A 16,475-nucleotide genomic window follows, 5' to 3' on the forward strand; every position below is an offset into this window, starting at 1 on the left:
TTTGTTTGAGTTCCGTCAAATTTCCGCCAGCGATAGCTTTGTGATTCTTGTCCTGACTGCAGGCTTTGGCGATGGGCACAACACCGCTGCTTTTTCCACGGCTGAAGCGCTACGGCGCCTCTGCCCAGGGGAAGATGTGCAAACATGTGATCTCATCAGCGAGGTGCAGCCCCGCATCGCGACCGTGTTGAAGAATCTGTATCAGCAAGCCATCACCCACTTTCCCAGTGGCTGGCGGTTGGTCTATCGGATGTTAGAAAAGTCTGACGTGGACCCCCAGGACAGTGCTTGGCTAGCCCCCCTGGTGCGCGGCTTGCGTGAGAAGATCGAGACCCTCCAGCCGCGTCTCATCATCAGTACCTACCCCTTGTATGCAGCGCTGATGGATGCCCTGCGTAAGCAGCATGTGCCGCTACCTCGCTTAGTCACCATCATCACGGATTCGATCAGCGTGCACCGCATCTGGCTCATGCAGCCGAGCGATCTCTACTGTGTCGCCGATGCGGAAACTCATGAGGTGGTGGAGAAACTGGGCATCCCCGCAAACAAAGTCACCATCACGGGCTTTCCGGTCAGTCTGCAATTTACTGAAACACTGCCTCCAGGGGCCACTCAGCCCGGTGTTCAGCGTATTCTCTATCTACCTTCGACCACGGGACGTCGGGTGGCCACCACTTTGGCTGCACTGAAACCTTTGCTGGAAGCAGGCGTGAAACTGACGATCCCTGTGGGCAAGCACAGTTCTCGCCTGTATCACGTCTTGCGCAAGTTTACCGATGCCATGCCTCAGGCTCGGGTGGAGATCATCGGCTGGACCAATCGGATCCCCGAACTGCTACGCACCCATGATGTGGTGATTTGCAAGGCAGGTGGTGCCATCCTTCATGAGGTGCTGGCCGCACGTATCCCGGCGGTGATTGATTATGTGGTACCCGGTCAGGAGGAAGGAAATGCGGAGATGCTGCTATCCCGCAACTGTGCCTATCGAACTTTCACCTCCAAGGAAACCGGCGAAGCTGTGGCTAAGGTGCTAGCAAATGGAGGAAAAGTAGGCCGCCAAATGCAGGCCAATATGTTGGCGATCAGTGTTCCTGATGCAGCAATTCGCACGGCTCAAATCGCCCTGGAGATGGCGTCTCCACTCGCCACTAAGGAGTCACTTTCGGCGACGAAACAGGAGGCGTAGTCGGCGGCGGGATGGTCGCGGGCTGGGCTTTCGGAGGATGACGATCAGCCTCGATCCACTGCTGGATCATCGGCCAAAAGAGTTCTCCAGGAAGAGCAAATGTGGTGATGCGATCCACGCGTGCAATGTTGAGGCCGATGGCGCGGCCTTTGAGGTCCACCAGAGGGCCTCCCATGTCCAGAGGGTTCAGCGGAAGATCGTGCTGCAAGACTTCGGCAAAATTATCCGTACGGATGGAGATGCCCCCGTTCGCAAAGTCTTCGCCATCCCAGTTGGCCAGCACTTTCGTCCGGCTGGCGAGGCGCACTTGCAGACTCGCCTCTTTGTTATTGCGTTGGTATTTGATCTCCACTTCTTCGCCAGGTTGGCGTTTGAAAATGATCTCGTTCACCCGGCGGAAGTCACGGATTTTTTCGCCGCCGAGTTCCACCATGACATCTCCTGCGCGTAGTCCAGCCGCTGCGGCTGGGCTGTCTTCGGCCACTCCGATGATACGCACGCCTACTTTATCCATGCCCTTATCATCCATGCGGATGCCCATGGCTGCGCCAAAGCCTTTGATCTCGCGGCGCTTCGCACTGATGACGCCGATTTTGAGGGCCTTGCCTGCAGCGGGTGCGGCAATCCATTGGCCAAAGCTAAGGTTTTTGGAGGAGATAAAGCTGACCGCAGGCACCTCAGGCATGTGGATGGCCTGGGCAAGCACGATGTCATGGCGTGTATCTCGGCGGATCTCCCGCACTTGGGCTTTGGGCGCATTGCCCCATTTGACACTGCATTCTTCTAATCTAGGGACTTCGCTAGCTTTGGTGATGAAATAGCCGTCTTTGCCCACCCAAGTGAGAGTGGCTACAACTTTATCCTTCTTGTTTAAAATGAGAGCAGTACTGCGGGTGACCTGATCTTGGAGCGCAGCTAGCGGGGCCAGCGTTTGGCGGCCATTGGTCATCTCATCATCACTCAGCGGCGCGCGTAATTCAGCCTGTGAGAACGGGCACAGGATGGCGAAAATCAAGATCCCTAAAGTGGGAGGGGATGGGAGTCGGGTGATCATCCTTCGTCTTTTGGGCGCATGCCCAGTATGATTTTAACGTCGCGTTCATCGCTAACGTTGCGCAGCCTGAGTTCCACTTCTTCGCCCGCTGGGCGCAGCCGGACGGCGTGGGTAAACTGAGGTAGATCGGTGATGGTTTCACCATTGAGTGAAAGGATGACATCACCATTTTTCAGACCCGCTTTTTCTGAGGGTGAGCCTGCAATCACATCCACAATCTCCAGGGCTCCTTTCGCATTCATCTCCGTGGCGATACCCAGATAGCCACCACTGCCTATGCCCCAGGTGTGGATAACCAGGCTGCCTTTCATTTCATCCCAGGACCGAAGGAAGGGGGCCATGGAGACGTGCATGTTTTCATTTCGCCCTTCCCAGATGAGGCTGTGGATGCCGATAACATCACCGTTGAGATCAAAGAGAGGCCCGCCTGAGTCTCCCCCCATGAGCACGCAGTCGGTTTGCAGCGAATTTGCCGTTTGTTTCACGATGCGCCCCACGCGCAGCACGACACCCCGTTTCTCATCATACCCCCCTGGATGACCAAGGGCAAAGCACCACTCCCCGGGTTGCGCCTTGATCACTTGCCGTGAAACTTTGACATGAGGCCACTTTTTATCGTTGTCGTTGAGTTGCATCAGCGCGGCATCCGTCGTCTTGTCCAGGCCCAGGGTCGTCGCCTTAACCACCGTGCCGTCTTCGAGGGTGACTCGTAGCTCACGCCCCGGGCGTTCAGCCACATGGGCAGCGGTGAGGATGAGGCCATCTTCGCTCATGATCACCCCGCTAGCCGTTCCATCACCCGTGAAAATGGCCACTACGGAAGGGCGCACCTTCGGTAGGAGAGACTGCACTTTATCTTGGAGATCCAGGAAAGGTTGCTGTGGGTCAGGTTCACCCGCCGCGAAAACAAGGGCCGGCAGGTGGAGGAGCATCCACATGAGCCTGGGAAAGAGAGCATTTCTCATAACGACTCAATTCTAACGTGCAAGACGACCAAAATTCTCTTTAATTCCGAAGCGAGATTCAAGCCAAAGTCTTTTAAAGCTCTCGGAAACTCTTTCGATGGCTGTTTCTTGGCCCGAATTCTCGGAATACTTCAGCCCTCGGTTGCGTCCAAGCCACCTTCATGAAAAGCCAGCCTCCCGCTCCCCATCGCCCCCCAGTTCACTCGTCTCGCTGGCGGCGTTGGGCGCGGTTTCTCTTGCTCTGTCTCATGGCGGGCAGCTTGCTAGTGACCATAACCATCGCGGTAACCCTCGGTGTTTATTCCCATCTGGCCAAGCAGTATGACTTGAGCAAACTCGGCGAAATGCCCGAACGGACGGTGGTGCTGGATGCCCAGGGGGAAATGTTAGGCCGCATGCATGGCGAAAACCGCATCGTGGTTCCCCTCAGTCAGGTTTCGCCGTTTTTCGTCAAAGCACTGCTGGCGCGGGAAGACTCACGTTTTTATGACCATGGTGGCATTGATTACGTGGGGGTGGCCCGCGCTGCGGTCAGGAATATCAAGGACCGCCGGGTGGTGCAGGGGGCCAGCACCATCACCATGCAGCTCGCGCGCAACAGCTACCCGGATCTCAATGACCGCAGCTTTCACCGCAAGATGTTGGAGATGATGCTGGCGCGGCGGATTGAAGGTTACTGGACGAAAGACCAGATCCTGGAACATTACGTGAACCGCATCTTTTTCGGCACGAACCTCTACGGCATCCAGCGTGCAAGCCAAGTGTACTTTGGCAAGCACGCCAGCCAGCTCAACATGAGCGAGGCCGCCCTCATCGCGGGCATCATCCGCAGCCCGGTACGCTTTTCACCCTTTCGTAATTTCGACGGTGCTCTGAAGGAGCGGGATGACGTGCTGAAGCGCATGCTCGCTACCAAAGTCATCACCACTGAGGAAGAACTGGCCGCCCGTTATGCAGACATCGCCTTGCATGCTCAGCCCGCATTTCAAAGCCAGGGCGGTTACGCACTCGATGCCGTCCGCCGAGATCTGGATCGTGTTCTCGAAGATCACGAGATCGAAGACGGTGGGCTCATCGTTTACACGACCTTGAGCCAGGAACTCCAGACCTTGGCAGAGCAGTCCGTCGAGAAACGTCTCGCGGTGGTGGAGAAATTACCAGGTTATAAACACCCCACTAAAGCGGCCTTTGATGCGACCTGGGATGGCACACAGGAGGTGGCCTCCACGCCCTATCTTCAAGGGGCGGTGACTATTTTGGACAATGCGACTGGGGGCATCTTGGCCTTGGTTGGCGGGCGGGATTATCGGCAGAGCAAATACAATCGCGCGACTCAAGGGCAGCGCCAGATCGGCTCTACGGTGAAACCTTTTGTGTATGCCACAGCCATCGCCAGTGGTTTCCTCCCGGGCACCTTCATTGACGATGCGCCTATCCAACCAGGAGAGATCGAGGGCGCAGGCGCAGGCTGGTCCCCGCAAAATAGCGATGGCAAATTCACCGGTCAGCAGACGCTGATGACGGGGCTCGTGCAGAGCCGTAACACCATGACCATCCGTGTGGGGAACTATGCCGGGCTTGACCGAGTGCTGCATTTGTTAGGCGATGCTGGGATCGGCAACAGTGCTGAGCGCACCCCTCAGATTTTCATTGGCAACTTAGGCGGTACGCCACGCGATCTCACCAGTGCTTTTAGCATCTTCCCGAATGACGGCATCCGCCGGCGTCCTTTCCTGATTGATAAAGTGACCGACAAAGCGGGCAATATTCTTTACAGCACCAGCCTGTTAGAGGCTGATGTGGTAAGTCCAGGTGTGGCCCATCTCATGCGCCGTATTCTGGGGCAGGTAATGGACCGTGGCACCGCTGCCAGTGTGCGCAGCGAGCATAAATTTAAAGATCCCGCCGGCGGAAAAACAGGGACCACTAACGATTACAAAGATGCGTGGTTCGCGGGCTACACGGATCGCGTCACTTGTGCGGTCTGGGTGGGTTTGGATAAACCCCAAACCATCGTGGATCAGGGGTATGGCAGCCGCCTCGCCATCCCCATCTGGGCTGATGTGGTAAAAAAAGCCGTCGAGCTCGGCTACATCCCCGCTGGCCCACGTGTGGAGCCACCGCTGGCCGCGGTGCAGCTCTGCCACCTCAGCAGCCAGCTTGCCACTCCCGCCTGCCATGCTAGTGGCACGGCCTATGACGAAAAGCTGCCTTATGATCTCATCCCGCAGGGGAACTGTGGCGCACATCAGGGCGTCATCGCTTCGCCTCAGTATGAAGATCGTCCCCGGGACCGCAGCCCAGGGCTGTTCAATCGCATTCGCGGTTGGTTCCGTTAGACCAGTGCTGGATTACCAGCACAGGCCTTCATAGCTCCACGGCAGGGCCTTGAGCTCGCGCCAGCCATTGACATCGATCACGCTCTTCTCCGCCGTCACCCATGCGGCCAGATCCTCCGGCTTCACACATTTTTGGGAGGCGATGATGAGATCGCTGCCTTCCACCACTTCCCGGGCATCCTGGCGCAGCAGCGATGCCAAGTGCGGCATGCGGCGCTGGATCTCAGCCTCGTTCGCCCCGATCAGTCGGGATAGGTTCAGGCTGGGGTCATAGATCCGCAGTTCGTAACCACGGCCTAACAACGTTTCTGCCACAGCTACCATCGGGCTGCCGCGCAGGTCATCCGTGTCGGCCTTGAAGGCGAGGCCCAGCAGACCCACCTTGCGGGTTCCCTTGCTCGTGATGAGCTTGATTAGCAGATCCAGGTGCGCGTGGTTGGTATCCAGCGTGTTGTCCAGCAGCGGCAGCGAGATGCCCTCTTGCCGGGCGAATGACAACAGCGCACTCACATCCTTCGGCAGGCAGGAGCCGCCAAACGGATTGCCTGGCTTCATGTAATACTTCGAGATATTCAGGCGAGTGTCCGCGCACACCACATCCATCACCCGTGCGCCATCTTCGCCCAGGAACTTGCACAGGCGGCCGATCTCATTGGCAAAGCCCACCTTCAGCGCGTGAAAGTAGTTGCAGGAGTACTTGATCATCTCTGCCCCTTCCCAAGCGAGTACGGAAGGTGTACCGCCAAGCAGTTGGCGAGCCTCTTCGCTCTCCGGCTCTAGGCCATCATGGGTGCCCACCACGGCCAGGGAGGGCTCGCGAAAGTCCTTCACCGCCGTGCCTTCCCGCAGGAATTCCGGGCAGTAGTAAATACGCACCTGACCAGAGGTGCGTAGGTCTTCAAAAAAGTCGCGCACCATCGTGCGTGTACTACCTGGCAGCATGGTGCTGCGGAAAAGGATCACGTGTTTTTTGCCGCTCTCGCGCAGTGCCTGGGCGATCTGCTCACTCACCTTCCGCACAAAGTCCAGGTTCAGCCTGCCGGACTCTAAAGAGGGTGTGCCTACGCAGATGATGCTGGCGTCGGAGTTTGCCACGGCCTCCACCGCGCTGGTGGTGGCAGACAGGCGGCCCTCACGCTTAGCCGTTTGCAGCAGACCATCCAGTTCTGGCTCGATGATGGGAGAGACGCCCGTGTTAAAGGCATCCACCTTGGCCTGTTGCACATCTGCTCCGATGATTCCATGCCCTTGCTCCGCCAGACACCCTGCGGTGACCGCGCCCACGTATCCCAGACCAAAAATGCTGACGTTCATATCGTGCACTTAGCACAGATCTTCAGTCACCGACAAGGGCAGAGGTGGAAGGATTGACGGGTATCCGTCAATTCTTCTTCCCCAAGAAGCTCATGACCACCAATCCCAGCAAGATGCCGCACACACAGATGAGCCAAAAATTGGTCTGCGTGTCGGGTAGCTTGCTATGGATTTCCATGCCAAAGACGCTGGCCAGGGCCGTGAGTGGGAGGAAGAGGGCGGCGAGTAGGTTGAGGCGATGCGCGGTGGCGGCCATCTGTCGGGCGGTGGCCGCCTGGGCCTCGGCCTGGCGGGCGACGGTGAAGTTCAGGCCAAACTGGGCATCTTGAAGCAGGAGCTCGGAGTTCCGCTCGATGGCCGCCGCCTGATCTCGGAAGTTGATCAGCTCTCGCTCGCCCTTCACCAACTCACGCGCCTGCTGCATAGTGCGATGCAGACCGCGTGAAGAACGCAGCACGGGGGCCAGTTTCTCCAGCACCGTATGGTATTCGGTGGCGGTGCTAGCCAGATTTTCGGCATCCTCTAGCTCGGTCAGCTTGTTGTCAAAAGTCCGCATGTGATCGTTCAAGGCGGCCAATCCAGTGCCTTGGAGGTTGGTCTTCCACTCGCCCACCGGGCTGCGCCAAAACAGCGCCGGTTTGCGCTGGTGCTCATCGGGCTGCGGAAGCTGGTGCAGGATGATGAGCAAGTGCCCCTCCTCCAGCATGGCGCGTTGCGGGCCCGGCTCGCGGCCCAGGCGGTTGCGGATGGAGTCGGGGATGGTCCACAGCTTCGGGAGAATGCTGGCTTCAGGTTTCATAAACGCAGCGATCCTAGCCGAGAGGCCTGGGGTAGGGGAATACAATTTCCTGCCGAGATTCGCTCCGCTTTAGGTTGGCAGACGTAGAGAAGGCCATGCGTCATCTTGTCATCATCCTCGGAGATCAGCTCGATCTCAAATCTTCCGCCCTGGATGGTTTCGATCCGCAGCAGGATCGCGTGTGGATGACGGAAGTGGCGCGGGAATCCACCAAGGTGTGGGTGCATAAGGCGCGCATTGTCACCTTCCTGGCGGCAATGCGGCACTTTGCTGAGGAACTGAAAAAGGCGGGGCTGCCTGTGGAATATCGCCGCCTGGAGGATCCGCAGAATCAGGGTGACTTCATCGTGGAGCTGGAGGCGGCAGTGAAACGGCTAAAGCCGAAAAAGCTCATCCTGGTGGAGCCGGGCGAATGGCAGGTACGCGAAGATTTCCGCCAGGCGTCCAAACGATTGAAGGTAGAGCTGGACGAGCGTGAAGACCGCCATTTCATGGCCACTCATGCGGATTTTGAAATGCATGCCAAGGGGCGCAAAGGCCTGCGCATGGAGTTCTTCTATCGGGAAATGCGCACTCGTCATGGCATCCTCATGGAGGGCGGGAAACCTGTCGGGGGTGGGTGGAATTTCGACAGTGAGAACCGCAAGAGCTTTGCCAAAGCAGGCCCACCTTTGCATGCTGCCCCGCGTCAGTTCCTGCCAGATGCCATCACCCAGGACGTGATCCAGACGGTGGAGTCGATGTTCCCAGAACATCCCGGCACCCTCGGCGACTTTGACTGGCCTGTCACGGCGGCGGAGGCGCAGATCGCCCTGGAGGATTTTATTGCGCATCGGCTGGCGGAGTTTGGCGATTACCAGGATGCCATGTGGACTCAGGAGCCGTGGCTCTTTCACAGCCGTCTCAGTGCGGTCATGAATCTAAAACTGCTGGATCCCCGGCAGGTCATCGCAGCGGCGGAAAAGGCCTATCACACAGGCCGCGCGCCCCTGGCGGCGGTGGAGGGATTCATCCGCCAGATCCTCGGCTGGCGGGAATATGTGCGGGCCATCTACTGGCGCTTTATGCCGGGATATGGAGAGATGAATGAGCTCCGGGCCCAGCAGCCTCTGCCGAAGTTTTACTGGACGGGCGAGACGGACATGAACTGCTTGCGCGATGCCATCGGCCAGACCCTCCGCTATGGGTATGCCCATCACATCCAGCGGCTGATGGTCACGGGTTTGTTCTCCTTGTTGTTAGGTGTGCGGCCACAAGAGGTCCACGAATGGTACCTGGCCGTGTATGTGGATGCGGTGGAGTGGGTGGAGCTGCCGAATACCCTGGGCATGTCCCAGCATGGCGATGGCGGCATCATGGCCAGCAAGCCGTACATCGCCTCCGGCAAATACATCCAGCGCATGTCCAATTACTGCGCGGGCTGCCGTTATGATCCGGCCCTGTCCACCGGGCCCAAAGCCTGCCCCTTCACCACGCTCTACTGGGAGTTTCTCCTCCGTCATGAGCCACGGCTGAAGATGAATCAGCGCATGTCCATGCAGGTGCGCAATTTAGCCCGCCTCACCGATGCAGAGAAAGAAGCCATTGTGGAACAGGCGCAGTCCATCCGGACGAGTCTGGCGTAATCCCCACCACTTATGTCCACCTCTCCCCGCGTCTGGTTCATCACAGGTTGCTCTTCAGGTTTCGGTCATGCCATGGCCGAGGCGGCATTGCTGGCGGGAGATCACGTCATCGCCACGGCTCGTCAGGTCGCGGATCTGGAAATGCTGGAACACATCGGCGCAGGCCGCTGCCACATCCTGCCGCTGGATGTTACGGATGCCGCGCAAGTCAGCCAACAGGTGACCGCCGCGCAGGCGGTGTGGGGGCGGCTGGATGTGGTGGTGAACAATGCGGGCTACGGCCTGCTGGGCGCGGTGGAGGAATGCACCGAGGAGCAGATCCGGTTAAACTTTGAAACGAATTTCTTCGGCGCTTTGAATGTCATCCGGGCTGCCCTGCCCATCCTGCGTCAGCAAAAGCAGGGACACATTATCAACATCAGCGCGGCGGCGGCCATTTCGAACTATGCCGGTTTTGGCATCTACGGCGCGGCCAAAGCGGCCCTCGAATCACTGAGCGAAAGTCTGCGTCTGGAGGTGGCGGCCCATGGCACCAAGGTCACCTTGGTGCAGCCCGGCCCATTCCGCACCCGCTTCATCGGCAAAGGCATGGTCCAGGCCACCGCCACGGAAACCTATGCGGGCAGCAGTGGCAAGTTCGCTGCCTATTTAGAGAAAGTAGATGGCAAGCAGCCCGGCGACCCCGAACGCGCCGCCGCCCTCATCGTGAAAATGGTCCAAGACGGGCAGGCCCCTCTGCGTCTCGCGTTGGGCAAGTATGCCGTGAAGAAAGTCCGCGATGTCGCAGCCTCCCGCCTGCGTGAATTGGAAGCCTGGGAACAGGCCGCAGGGGAGACGGATGGCTGAAGAGCTCCGGAGGGGAAGGTTATCGACTCGCTTGGTTTCGTCGGGTTTTCTTCATTTTTAGCCCTTTTTTGAATTTGAGATCTCGTGGAAAGCTTGATTTGCGCCCAAAAAGCCCCTTGCAAAGCGGTGACGCCAGCCCATAATCCACGCCCCTTGCGAGCTGCCTAGTCACATCGCCGTCGGTCTCCAGGTCCGTTTTCTCCTTTGAGAAGCCACGGACGCTCGCTCTGGAGGTAACCCGGTTTATCCAAATCCATCCATGTCCGTCCGCCTAGCCAGATTCGAAATGCCGAGTCGCCTCGTCCGCAACGAGGCCACCGCCACCGATACCTACGCCCAGTTCAGCGCCGAGCCTTTTGACAAAGGTTACGGTCACACGATCGGGAACTCCCTTCGCCGTGTCCTGCTTTCCTCCCTGGAAGGTGCAGCCATCACGTCGGTGAAGATCCGCGGTGCGGAACATGAATTCAGCACCCTGCCTGGCGTGCTGGAAGATGTGGTTCAGATCGTTCTGAACCTGAAGAAAGTCCGTTTCAAGCACCACAGCGAGAGCAAAGAAGCCCGCCTCCTCTCCATCAGCGTGGACAAGGAAGGTGCTGTCACCGCCGGTGACATCAAGGAAGACAACCACTACGAAGTCATCAACAAGGACCTCGTCATCTGCAACCTAGACCGCAAAGCCAAGTTCGAGTGCGAATTCGAAGTCCGCGTCGGTCGTGGTTTCTCCACCTGGGAAGAAAACAAGCGTGCAGACACCCCGATCGGTGTGATCCCGATTGACTCCATTTACAGCCCGGTGACCCGCGTGAAATACGGCGTGGAAAACACCCGCGTCGGCCAGAACACCGACTATGACAAGCTGGTGCTGGACGTTTGGACCGACGGTCGTATCGCCCCGAGCGACGCCCTCCTCCAGGCCGCCTCCATCCTGCGTCACCACCTGGACGTGTTCGTCAACTACGACGACAAGGCCATCGAATTCGAAGCGGCTCCAGAAGCCCAGACCGAAGAAAACAGCGAGCTGCGCAAGCTCCTGAACATGAGCGTCAACGAAATCGAGCTGTCCGTCCGTGCGGCGAACTGCCTGAACAACGCCAACATCACCTCCGTGGGCCAGTTGGCCATGAAGACGGAGGCCGAAATGCTGCGCTACCGCAACTTCGGCAAGAAGTCCCTCACCGAAATCAAAGAGAAGCTGGCCGAACTGGGTCTGTCTCTCGGCATGAAGTTCGATTCATCGCTGCTTGAGCCTACCTCCGGCGGCAGCTCCTTGCTCGCCCGCAGCAGCATGATCGCTGATGACGATGATGAAGCTGATGCCGCTGGTTTCGCCAGCCTGATCGACAGCCACCTGCCAGACGGTGACGACGACGAATAATCCCTGACCTTAGACTAGAGAGAACGAAGACATGAAACACGGAAGAAAAGTCCCTAAACTCCAGCGCGACGCCGCTCACCGCAAAGCACTGCTGGCCAACCTCGTTTGCGCCCTTGTGGAGCACCGCCGCATCCGCACCACCCTGGCTAAGGCCAAGGCTGTGCGCCCACTGGCAGAAAAAATGATCACCCTGGGCAAGCGTGGTGACCTTCACGCCCGCCGCACCGCCATCTCTGAGCTGCGCCAGCCTGCTTCTGTGAAGAAGCTGTTTGAAGACATCGCTCCTGCTTCCAAAGATCGCCAGGGTGGCTACACCCGTATCATCAAGCTCGGCCAGCGCCGCAGCGACTCTGCTCCGATGGCTTTCATCGAGTGGGTTGACGCTTACGTGCCACCAGCACCGAAGTCTGAAGAAGCCGCTGTCGAAGTGGTGACTGTCGAAGAGCCAGCCGCTGCTGCTGAAGAAGCTGCTCCGAAGAAGAAGCGCGCCACCAAAAAGGCCGCTGAAGCTGCCGCTGAGTAATCAGCCTCTACGGATCTAAAGATCTATTGAAGAGCGCGGATGCCGAAAGGTATCCGCGCTTTTTGTTAGGAGAGATGATCTCAATCCAATGCGGTTTTGCCCCAGATTTCCTGGAGCAGTTGATGGATGGCAGGTTCGGCGGTTTTGAGTTCGCCGTGGACGAAGGGGTGGAAGTCATTGATGCCGAAGTAGGCTTCGGTCATCTCGGCGAAGAATTCCTTCGGATTGGTTAGGGCGTAGTGGCGGATGCGGCGACCGGTGACATGCAGGCTTCTATCGCCATGGCCAGACTTTTGGTAGGCGTCCCAGCATGCGGCGATGCGGGGTTCGTCAAAGCCCAGTACCAGGTCGTGATAGGCGTGGGCTAGCTCATGCAGCAGGCTCCAGGGCTGGATGTGCTGATGGCGGGCGGAGACGAACTGTGCAGCGACAGGGATGTGCACAGCCTTGGCCAGGGAAGCTGAATGGCCATGGTCGGTCAGCCACTTGGCAGACGGATGATACTGCATGGAGGTGAGATCGCGGCTGTTGAGTTCCAGCCAGATGGGGACCTTTTGAAGTTGGGGCACTTTGTCTTTCGGCAGGACGGTGAGGATGTCTGCCAAGCGAGCCTGGAGAAGGGCGAGCGCGGTCCTTCCCAGTGTGGCGTGGTCCGGCTGTAGAAGGCGCTCATCCACATGGATCGTCCAGCCTTCCACTTGCCGGGAGGGGTGGTTCGCCGGCGGTGTTTCAGCTCGGGCCATATTGACCCAGGTCACAAGGACAAGAAGGAAACAAAGAGGAGAAACGGCTCGCATGGGGGTATAACGTTCTGTGGAGTGCCATTTGTCTTGAATAAGAAACATCTGAGCATTGCATCGTGCCTCAGGGTGGCTGACTGTGGCTCACTCATGGTGCGTGCTCTGGGATCTCATACTCTCGCGTTGGTCCACGGTTTGGGAGACTTTGCGTTATTTACGTTAAAGTCATTCCAGTCCGTATTCAGTGCACGGCGATTGTTCCGCCGGGTCTTGCGAGGTGTGTTCGAGCAAGGGGTGCGCTGCCTGCCAGTGATCCTCATCGTTGGTCTGTTCACAGGACTGGTGTTGGGACTGCAAGGTTATTACGTCCTGAACCGCTTCGGGTCCGAAAGTCTGCTAGGAGCCCTGGTGTCGTTGAGCCTGGTGCGTGAGTTGGGACCTGTTCTTGCGGCGCTGATGTTGGTGGGGCAGGCGGGTTCAGCCCTGGCGGCGGAACTGGGCATTCAGCGAAATACGGAGCAAGTGGCCGCGCTGGACACGATGGGTGTGAATAGCTTGGGTTATCTCATTTCTCCTCGATTGCTCGCTGCTTTGATCGTTTATCCCATGCAGACGGCGTTGTTTGTCACCATCGGTCTTTTTGGTGGCAGCCTTTCCGGCACTTGGTTGTTAGGCCTGGAGTCCGGGGTCTATTGGTCCTCAGTGGAGCGCGCCGTGCAAATGCAGGATGTGACGGAGTGCCTGCTGAAAGCGGGAACATTTGGCCTGCTGACCATCGCCCTTTGTGCTTACCATGGATTTAATGCGCATCGTTGTCGCTCAGCCACGGGCGCGCGTGCGGTCAGTGCCTCCACCACCCGGGCGGTGGTGCAGTCCAGCATCACCGTGCTGGCGGCGGATTATGTGATCACCTCTTTCTTGATTTGATGATGTCCGTTCCCACTCAAGAATTGTTGCTTCAGGTGCAGGGCGTGCATAAGCGCTTTGGCGACAACGTCGTCCTCGCCGGCGCGGATCTGAATGTTCCGCGCGGTAGCTTGGTGACGGTCATGGGTCGCAGCGGCGCGGGTAAGTCGGTCTTTCTCAAATGCCTCGCCGATGTGATCCGCCCCGATGAAGGGCGCATCCTATTTGATGGGAAGGCGCTGACCGCAGGTGAATCTCGCGCGGACTTTCGTCGTCGTTGTAGCTTTCTATTTCAAAGCAATGCGCTGTTTGATTCTTTGACGGCCTTAGAAAATGTGGCGCTGCCGCTGGAGCAGACACGGGATATTTCAGATCAAGAGATCCGCGAGCGTAGCCGGGAGGCCCTGCGCCAACTGGAACTGGAAGCCCACCAAGACCGCTACCCCAGCCAGCTCTCCGGGGGCATGCAAAAGCGATTGGCGCTGGCTCGGGCGATTGTCACCCGGCCGGAACTGGTGCTCTTTGATGAGCCGACGGCGGGCCTGGACCCTTTGCGCCGAAATGCCGTGTTTGTCATGATCGCCCGTTACCAGCGGCAGTTTGGTTTTACCGCCGTGGTGGTGACGCATGATGTGCCGGAGGCGCTGATCGCCAGCGATCGTGTGGCGCTGCTGGACCAGGGGCGAATGCATTTTCAGGGAACACCCGCGCAATTTTCCGCTTCATCCGATTCTGTTGTGGTCAGTTTTCGCGATAATACGGCAGCCCTCAGCACTTCCTTAGCCGCGATCCGCAGCGGTGAGATTCTCCATTCTGAAGACGTATGAAACAGACCAAGCTTGAATTTTTAGTCGGTGCCTTTGTACTCTTGGGCCTAGCTGCCGTCGCCTACCTGACGGTGAAACTAGGGGCGGGCACTCTGTTGGGGGGAGATACCTACAAGCTGGAAGCACGCTTTACCAGTGTCAGCGGGCTGAATGCTGGCAGCAATGTGGTCGTGGCTGGGGTGCCTGTCGGGCGGGTGGAATCCATCCGCATGGAGCCCACTGAATACACGGCCATCGTGACCCTGAATGTGATGGCAGGGCTGAAATTGCCCACGGATTCCATGGCCTCCATCAAAACAACCGGGCTGATAGGTGATAAATATCTAGCACTTTCCCCGGGCGCAGACGAAACTTACCTAAAAGCTGGCGAGCGAATCACGATGACAGAGTCCTCCGTTGATCTGGAGTCCTTAATCGGGAAGATGGCATTCGGCAGCGTGTCAGAAGAAACTGAAAAAGCACCACCCCCATGAATCGACGTTCCTTACTCGCTTTGATTGTGTCCGCGCCCCTCCTGCTCGGGCAGGCATCTGCCTCCACTGCGGAGGCCCAGGCACGTCTGAAAACGGCGGTGGATGAAGTCCTTTCCGTATCAAACCGAGTCTCCAGCCGCAGTGCCTTGGCAGAAAGTGCACGGCCTGTTTTGCAAAAGCACATCAGCTTTGAAACGATGACCCGCCGCGCGGTAGGCGTGGGGTGGCGCCAGTTCAGCGCTGCTCAGCAGCAGAAGGCCACGCAGCTTTTCACCACCCTCGTGATTCGCACTTACAGCAACAAGTTCACGCCTGGTGAAAAAGCCTCGGTGGATTTCCAGTCTGCCGTCGCACCTGCCGCTGGTCGCGTGGATGTGCCGACCACTCTGGTGTACAAAGGCAGTCGTTACAGTGTCACCTACCGCATGGAGCAGGTGGGGGGCGGCTGGCGCATCGTGGATGTTGTCATCGAAGGTGTCAGCATGGTCGCCAATTATCGTACCCAGCTTGATGCTACCTTTAAAAAAGGTGGCGCTGCTGCGGTGATCACGTCTCTCGAACAATCTGTCTCCCGCCCCCAATGAAAACTGGCATCCCCACTCTCCGCCTCCTGTCACTGGCCTTGGTCCCCTTTTTGACAGATTGTGCCACGCCTAAGACTTCAAAGCCTTCTGCAGCAGCAGTCCCAGCCGCAGTGAAGCCGCTGGATGCAGTGGATGAACTGGACGATTACGCTGCGACTGCGGAGGTGGCTGATCCTCTGGAGGGCCTCAACCGCGCCACCTTCAAGCTCAACGATGGCCTCTACAACTTTGTCTTCAGGCCTGTCTCCAAAGGTTATGAATTCGTGGCACCCCAGCCTGTGCGGAAAGGACTGACCAACTTTTTTGACAACGCCAAATTCCCCGTGCGCTTTGTGAACAGCGGTCTTCAGGGAAAGTTTGGCCGTGCTGGCAAAGAGGTGCAGAAATTCGGCGTGAATACCCTTGTGGGTGCAGGTGGTTTTGTGAAGGTCTCTGACAAAATTCCCTCCCTCGTCGCAGTGCCGAGCGAAGACACGGGTCAGACGCTGGCCAAATGGGGCCTCGGTCACGGCCCTTACATCGTGCTGCCTGTTTTTGGCCCCAGCACGGCTCGTGAAACCGTGGGGTTTGCGGGTGACTATGCGCTCAATCCGGTCAACTGGGGGCTCTTCCTGAAGGGAGATGCTCGTGATTGGGTGTGGATCCCTTCGACGGTGAACACCGTGCAGTCTTTGCCAGACCAACTCTATTATTACGACGAAGCCTGCAAAAATTCTGTGGATCCCTACCTTTCAGTTCGCAGCATTTACATTCAGAATCGCAACTCAGCCGCAGACCAGTAGTCTGTTTTTACGCGGCTGGTCTGTTCATCAAAAATGTAAGTCTAGGGGTAAGGTTCTTTAGCCCAGCCTCAGTGGATCCTTGCTCATAGCATGAGCGCATCCCTGAAATGAAAAAGAGGCGATGAAATGATGTG

The 16,475-nt window shown here is 57.9% G+C and carries 16 protein-coding genes; 11 read left to right on the forward strand and 5 right to left on the reverse strand.

Translation table 11 applies throughout. The features are described 5' to 3' along the window. Position 1 precedes the first annotated feature (1 nt). Entirely contained in the window at positions 2-1,186 is a 1,185-nt protein-coding gene (locus tag HNQ64_RS05460) for an MGDG synthase family glycosyltransferase (protein WP_221305351.1), read from the forward strand. Here the strand turns inward: HNQ64_RS05460 and HNQ64_RS05465 are convergent. Then, on the reverse strand, positions 1,149-2,201 hold the full coding sequence (locus HNQ64_RS05465) for a PDZ domain-containing protein (RefSeq protein WP_184206256.1): 1,053 nt from the start codon (positions 2,199-2,201) through the stop codon (positions 1,149-1,151). The genes HNQ64_RS05460 and HNQ64_RS05465 overlap by 38 nt on opposite strands. A 35-nt stretch (positions 2,202-2,236) precedes the next feature. Continuing rightward, a complete protein-coding gene (locus HNQ64_RS05470) occupies positions 2,237-3,178 on the reverse strand; it encodes a S1C family serine protease (protein ID WP_184206258.1) in 942 nt (313 codons plus the stop codon). Positions 3,179-3,366: 188 nt separating this feature from the next. Here HNQ64_RS05470 and HNQ64_RS05475 point away from each other — a divergent pair, with 188 nt between their 5' ends. Further along, positions 3,367-5,544, forward strand: a complete 2,178-nt coding sequence (locus tag HNQ64_RS05475) for a transglycosylase domain-containing protein (RefSeq protein ID WP_184206260.1) — start codon at positions 3,367-3,369, stop codon at positions 5,542-5,544. Between the two features lie 12 nt (positions 5,545-5,556). Here the strand turns inward: HNQ64_RS05475 and HNQ64_RS05480 are convergent, their stop codons facing one another. Next, positions 5,557-6,858, reverse strand: coding sequence for a nucleotide sugar dehydrogenase (locus tag HNQ64_RS05480; protein ID WP_184206262.1), 1,302 nt, complete (start codon positions 6,856-6,858; stop codon positions 5,557-5,559). A gap of 67 nt (positions 6,859-6,925) precedes the next feature. Beyond that, positions 6,926-7,657, reverse strand: coding sequence for a CorA family divalent cation transporter (locus HNQ64_RS05485; protein WP_184206264.1), 732 nt, complete (start codon positions 7,655-7,657; stop codon positions 6,926-6,928). Between the two features lie 95 nt (positions 7,658-7,752). On the opposite strand from HNQ64_RS05485, the gene HNQ64_RS05490 reads away from it, so the two are divergent. The 4 genes from HNQ64_RS05490 to rplQ all read left to right on the forward strand — a co-directional run bounded on the left by HNQ64_RS05490 (position 7,753) and on the right by rplQ (position 12,029). Continuing rightward, positions 7,753-9,282 (forward strand): cryptochrome/photolyase family protein, encoded by a 1,530-nt coding sequence (locus tag HNQ64_RS05490; RefSeq protein WP_184206266.1) that lies wholly within the window; start codon positions 7,753-7,755, stop codon positions 9,280-9,282. A gap of 12 nt (positions 9,283-9,294) precedes the next feature. Then, positions 9,295-10,128, forward strand: coding sequence for an SDR family NAD(P)-dependent oxidoreductase (locus tag HNQ64_RS05495; protein WP_184206268.1), 834 nt, complete (start codon positions 9,295-9,297; stop codon positions 10,126-10,128). A gap of 259 nt (positions 10,129-10,387) precedes the next feature. Beyond that, the gene (locus tag HNQ64_RS05500; RefSeq protein WP_184206270.1) at positions 10,388-11,506 is read left to right on the forward strand and encodes a DNA-directed RNA polymerase subunit alpha; all 1,119 of its coding nucleotides are present in this window, start codon (positions 10,388-10,390) and stop codon (positions 11,504-11,506) included. Positions 11,507-11,537: 31 nt separating this feature from the next. Then, the gene (rplQ, locus tag HNQ64_RS05505; protein ID WP_184206272.1) at positions 11,538-12,029 is read left to right on the forward strand and encodes a 50S ribosomal protein L17; all 492 of its coding nucleotides are present in this window, start codon (positions 11,538-11,540) and stop codon (positions 12,027-12,029) included. Between the two features lie 80 nt (positions 12,030-12,109). On the opposite strand, the gene HNQ64_RS05510 is transcribed toward rplQ, so the two are convergent. Further along, a complete protein-coding gene (locus HNQ64_RS05510; protein WP_221305352.1) occupies positions 12,110-12,772 on the reverse strand; it encodes a M90 metallopeptidase family protein in 663 nt (220 codons plus the stop codon). 147 nt (positions 12,773-12,919) lie between these two features. Between HNQ64_RS05510 and HNQ64_RS05515 the strand changes: the two genes are divergently transcribed. From HNQ64_RS05515 to HNQ64_RS05535, 5 genes are read left to right on the forward strand one after another with little or no spacing between them, the layout of a single operon-like run. After that, positions 12,920-13,696 (forward strand): MlaE family ABC transporter permease, encoded by a 777-nt coding sequence (locus tag HNQ64_RS05515; RefSeq protein WP_184206276.1) that lies wholly within the window; start codon positions 12,920-12,922, stop codon positions 13,694-13,696. Next, entirely contained in the window at positions 13,696-14,502 is an 807-nt protein-coding gene (locus HNQ64_RS05520) for an ABC transporter ATP-binding protein (protein WP_184206278.1), read from the forward strand. The genes HNQ64_RS05515 and HNQ64_RS05520 overlap by 1 nt, the downstream gene beginning before the upstream one ends. Next, positions 14,499-14,975, forward strand: a complete 477-nt coding sequence (gene mlaD / locus HNQ64_RS05525) for an outer membrane lipid asymmetry maintenance protein MlaD (protein WP_184206280.1) — start codon at positions 14,499-14,501, stop codon at positions 14,973-14,975. Before HNQ64_RS05520 ends, mlaD begins: the two co-directional genes overlap by 4 nt. Beyond that, complete coding sequence (locus HNQ64_RS05530; protein WP_184206282.1) at positions 14,972-15,559, forward strand: MlaC/ttg2D family ABC transporter substrate-binding protein; 588 nt, start codon at positions 14,972-14,974, stop codon at positions 15,557-15,559. Before mlaD ends, HNQ64_RS05530 begins: the two co-directional genes overlap by 4 nt. After that, positions 15,556-16,341 carry an MlaA family lipoprotein gene (locus tag HNQ64_RS05535; RefSeq protein WP_184206284.1) on the forward strand — a complete coding sequence of 262 codons (786 nt, stop codon included), beginning with the start codon at positions 15,556-15,558 and terminating at the stop codon, positions 16,339-16,341. Before HNQ64_RS05530 ends, HNQ64_RS05535 begins: the two co-directional genes overlap by 4 nt. Positions 16,342-16,475 lie beyond the last annotated feature (134 nt).

Source organism: Prosthecobacter dejongeii, assembly GCF_014203045.1.
GTDB lineage: Bacteria > Verrucomicrobiota > Verrucomicrobiia > Verrucomicrobiales > Verrucomicrobiaceae > Prosthecobacter > Prosthecobacter dejongeii.

Excerpts from the sequence above, each read along its gene's own strand:
- HNQ64_RS05470 (WP_184206258.1), bottom strand. The coding sequence starts at position 3,178 with ATGTGGATGCTCCTCCACCTGCCGGCCCTTGTTTTCGCGGCGGGTGAA.
- HNQ64_RS05475 (WP_184206260.1), top strand. The coding sequence starts at position 3,367 with ATGAAAAGCCAGCCTCCCGCTCCCCATCGCCCCCCAGTTCACTCGTCT.
- HNQ64_RS05480 (WP_184206262.1), bottom strand. The coding sequence starts at position 6,858 with ATGAACGTCAGCATTTTTGGTCTGGGATACGTGGGCGCGGTCACCGCA.
- HNQ64_RS05485 (WP_184206264.1), bottom strand. The coding sequence starts at position 7,657 with ATGAAACCTGAAGCCAGCATTCTCCCGAAGCTGTGGACCATCCCCGAC.
- HNQ64_RS05490 (WP_184206266.1), top strand. The coding sequence starts at position 7,753 with ATGCGTCATCTTGTCATCATCCTCGGAGATCAGCTCGATCTCAAATCT.
- HNQ64_RS05495 (WP_184206268.1), top strand. The coding sequence starts at position 9,295 with ATGTCCACCTCTCCCCGCGTCTGGTTCATCACAGGTTGCTCTTCAGGT.
- HNQ64_RS05500 (WP_184206270.1), top strand. The coding sequence starts at position 10,388 with ATGTCCGTCCGCCTAGCCAGATTCGAAATGCCGAGTCGCCTCGTCCGC.
- rplQ (WP_184206272.1), top strand. The coding sequence starts at position 11,538 with ATGAAACACGGAAGAAAAGTCCCTAAACTCCAGCGCGACGCCGCTCAC.
- HNQ64_RS05510 (WP_221305352.1), bottom strand. The coding sequence starts at position 12,772 with ATGGCCCGAGCTGAAACACCGCCGGCGAACCACCCCTCCCGGCAAGTG.
- HNQ64_RS05515 (WP_184206276.1), top strand. The coding sequence starts at position 12,920 with ATGGTGCGTGCTCTGGGATCTCATACTCTCGCGTTGGTCCACGGTTTG.
- HNQ64_RS05520 (WP_184206278.1), top strand. The coding sequence starts at position 13,696 with ATGATGTCCGTTCCCACTCAAGAATTGTTGCTTCAGGTGCAGGGCGTG.
- mlaD (WP_184206280.1), top strand. The coding sequence starts at position 14,499 with ATGAAACAGACCAAGCTTGAATTTTTAGTCGGTGCCTTTGTACTCTTG.
- HNQ64_RS05530 (WP_184206282.1), top strand. The coding sequence starts at position 14,972 with ATGAATCGACGTTCCTTACTCGCTTTGATTGTGTCCGCGCCCCTCCTG.
- HNQ64_RS05535 (WP_184206284.1), top strand. The coding sequence starts at position 15,556 with ATGAAAACTGGCATCCCCACTCTCCGCCTCCTGTCACTGGCCTTGGTC.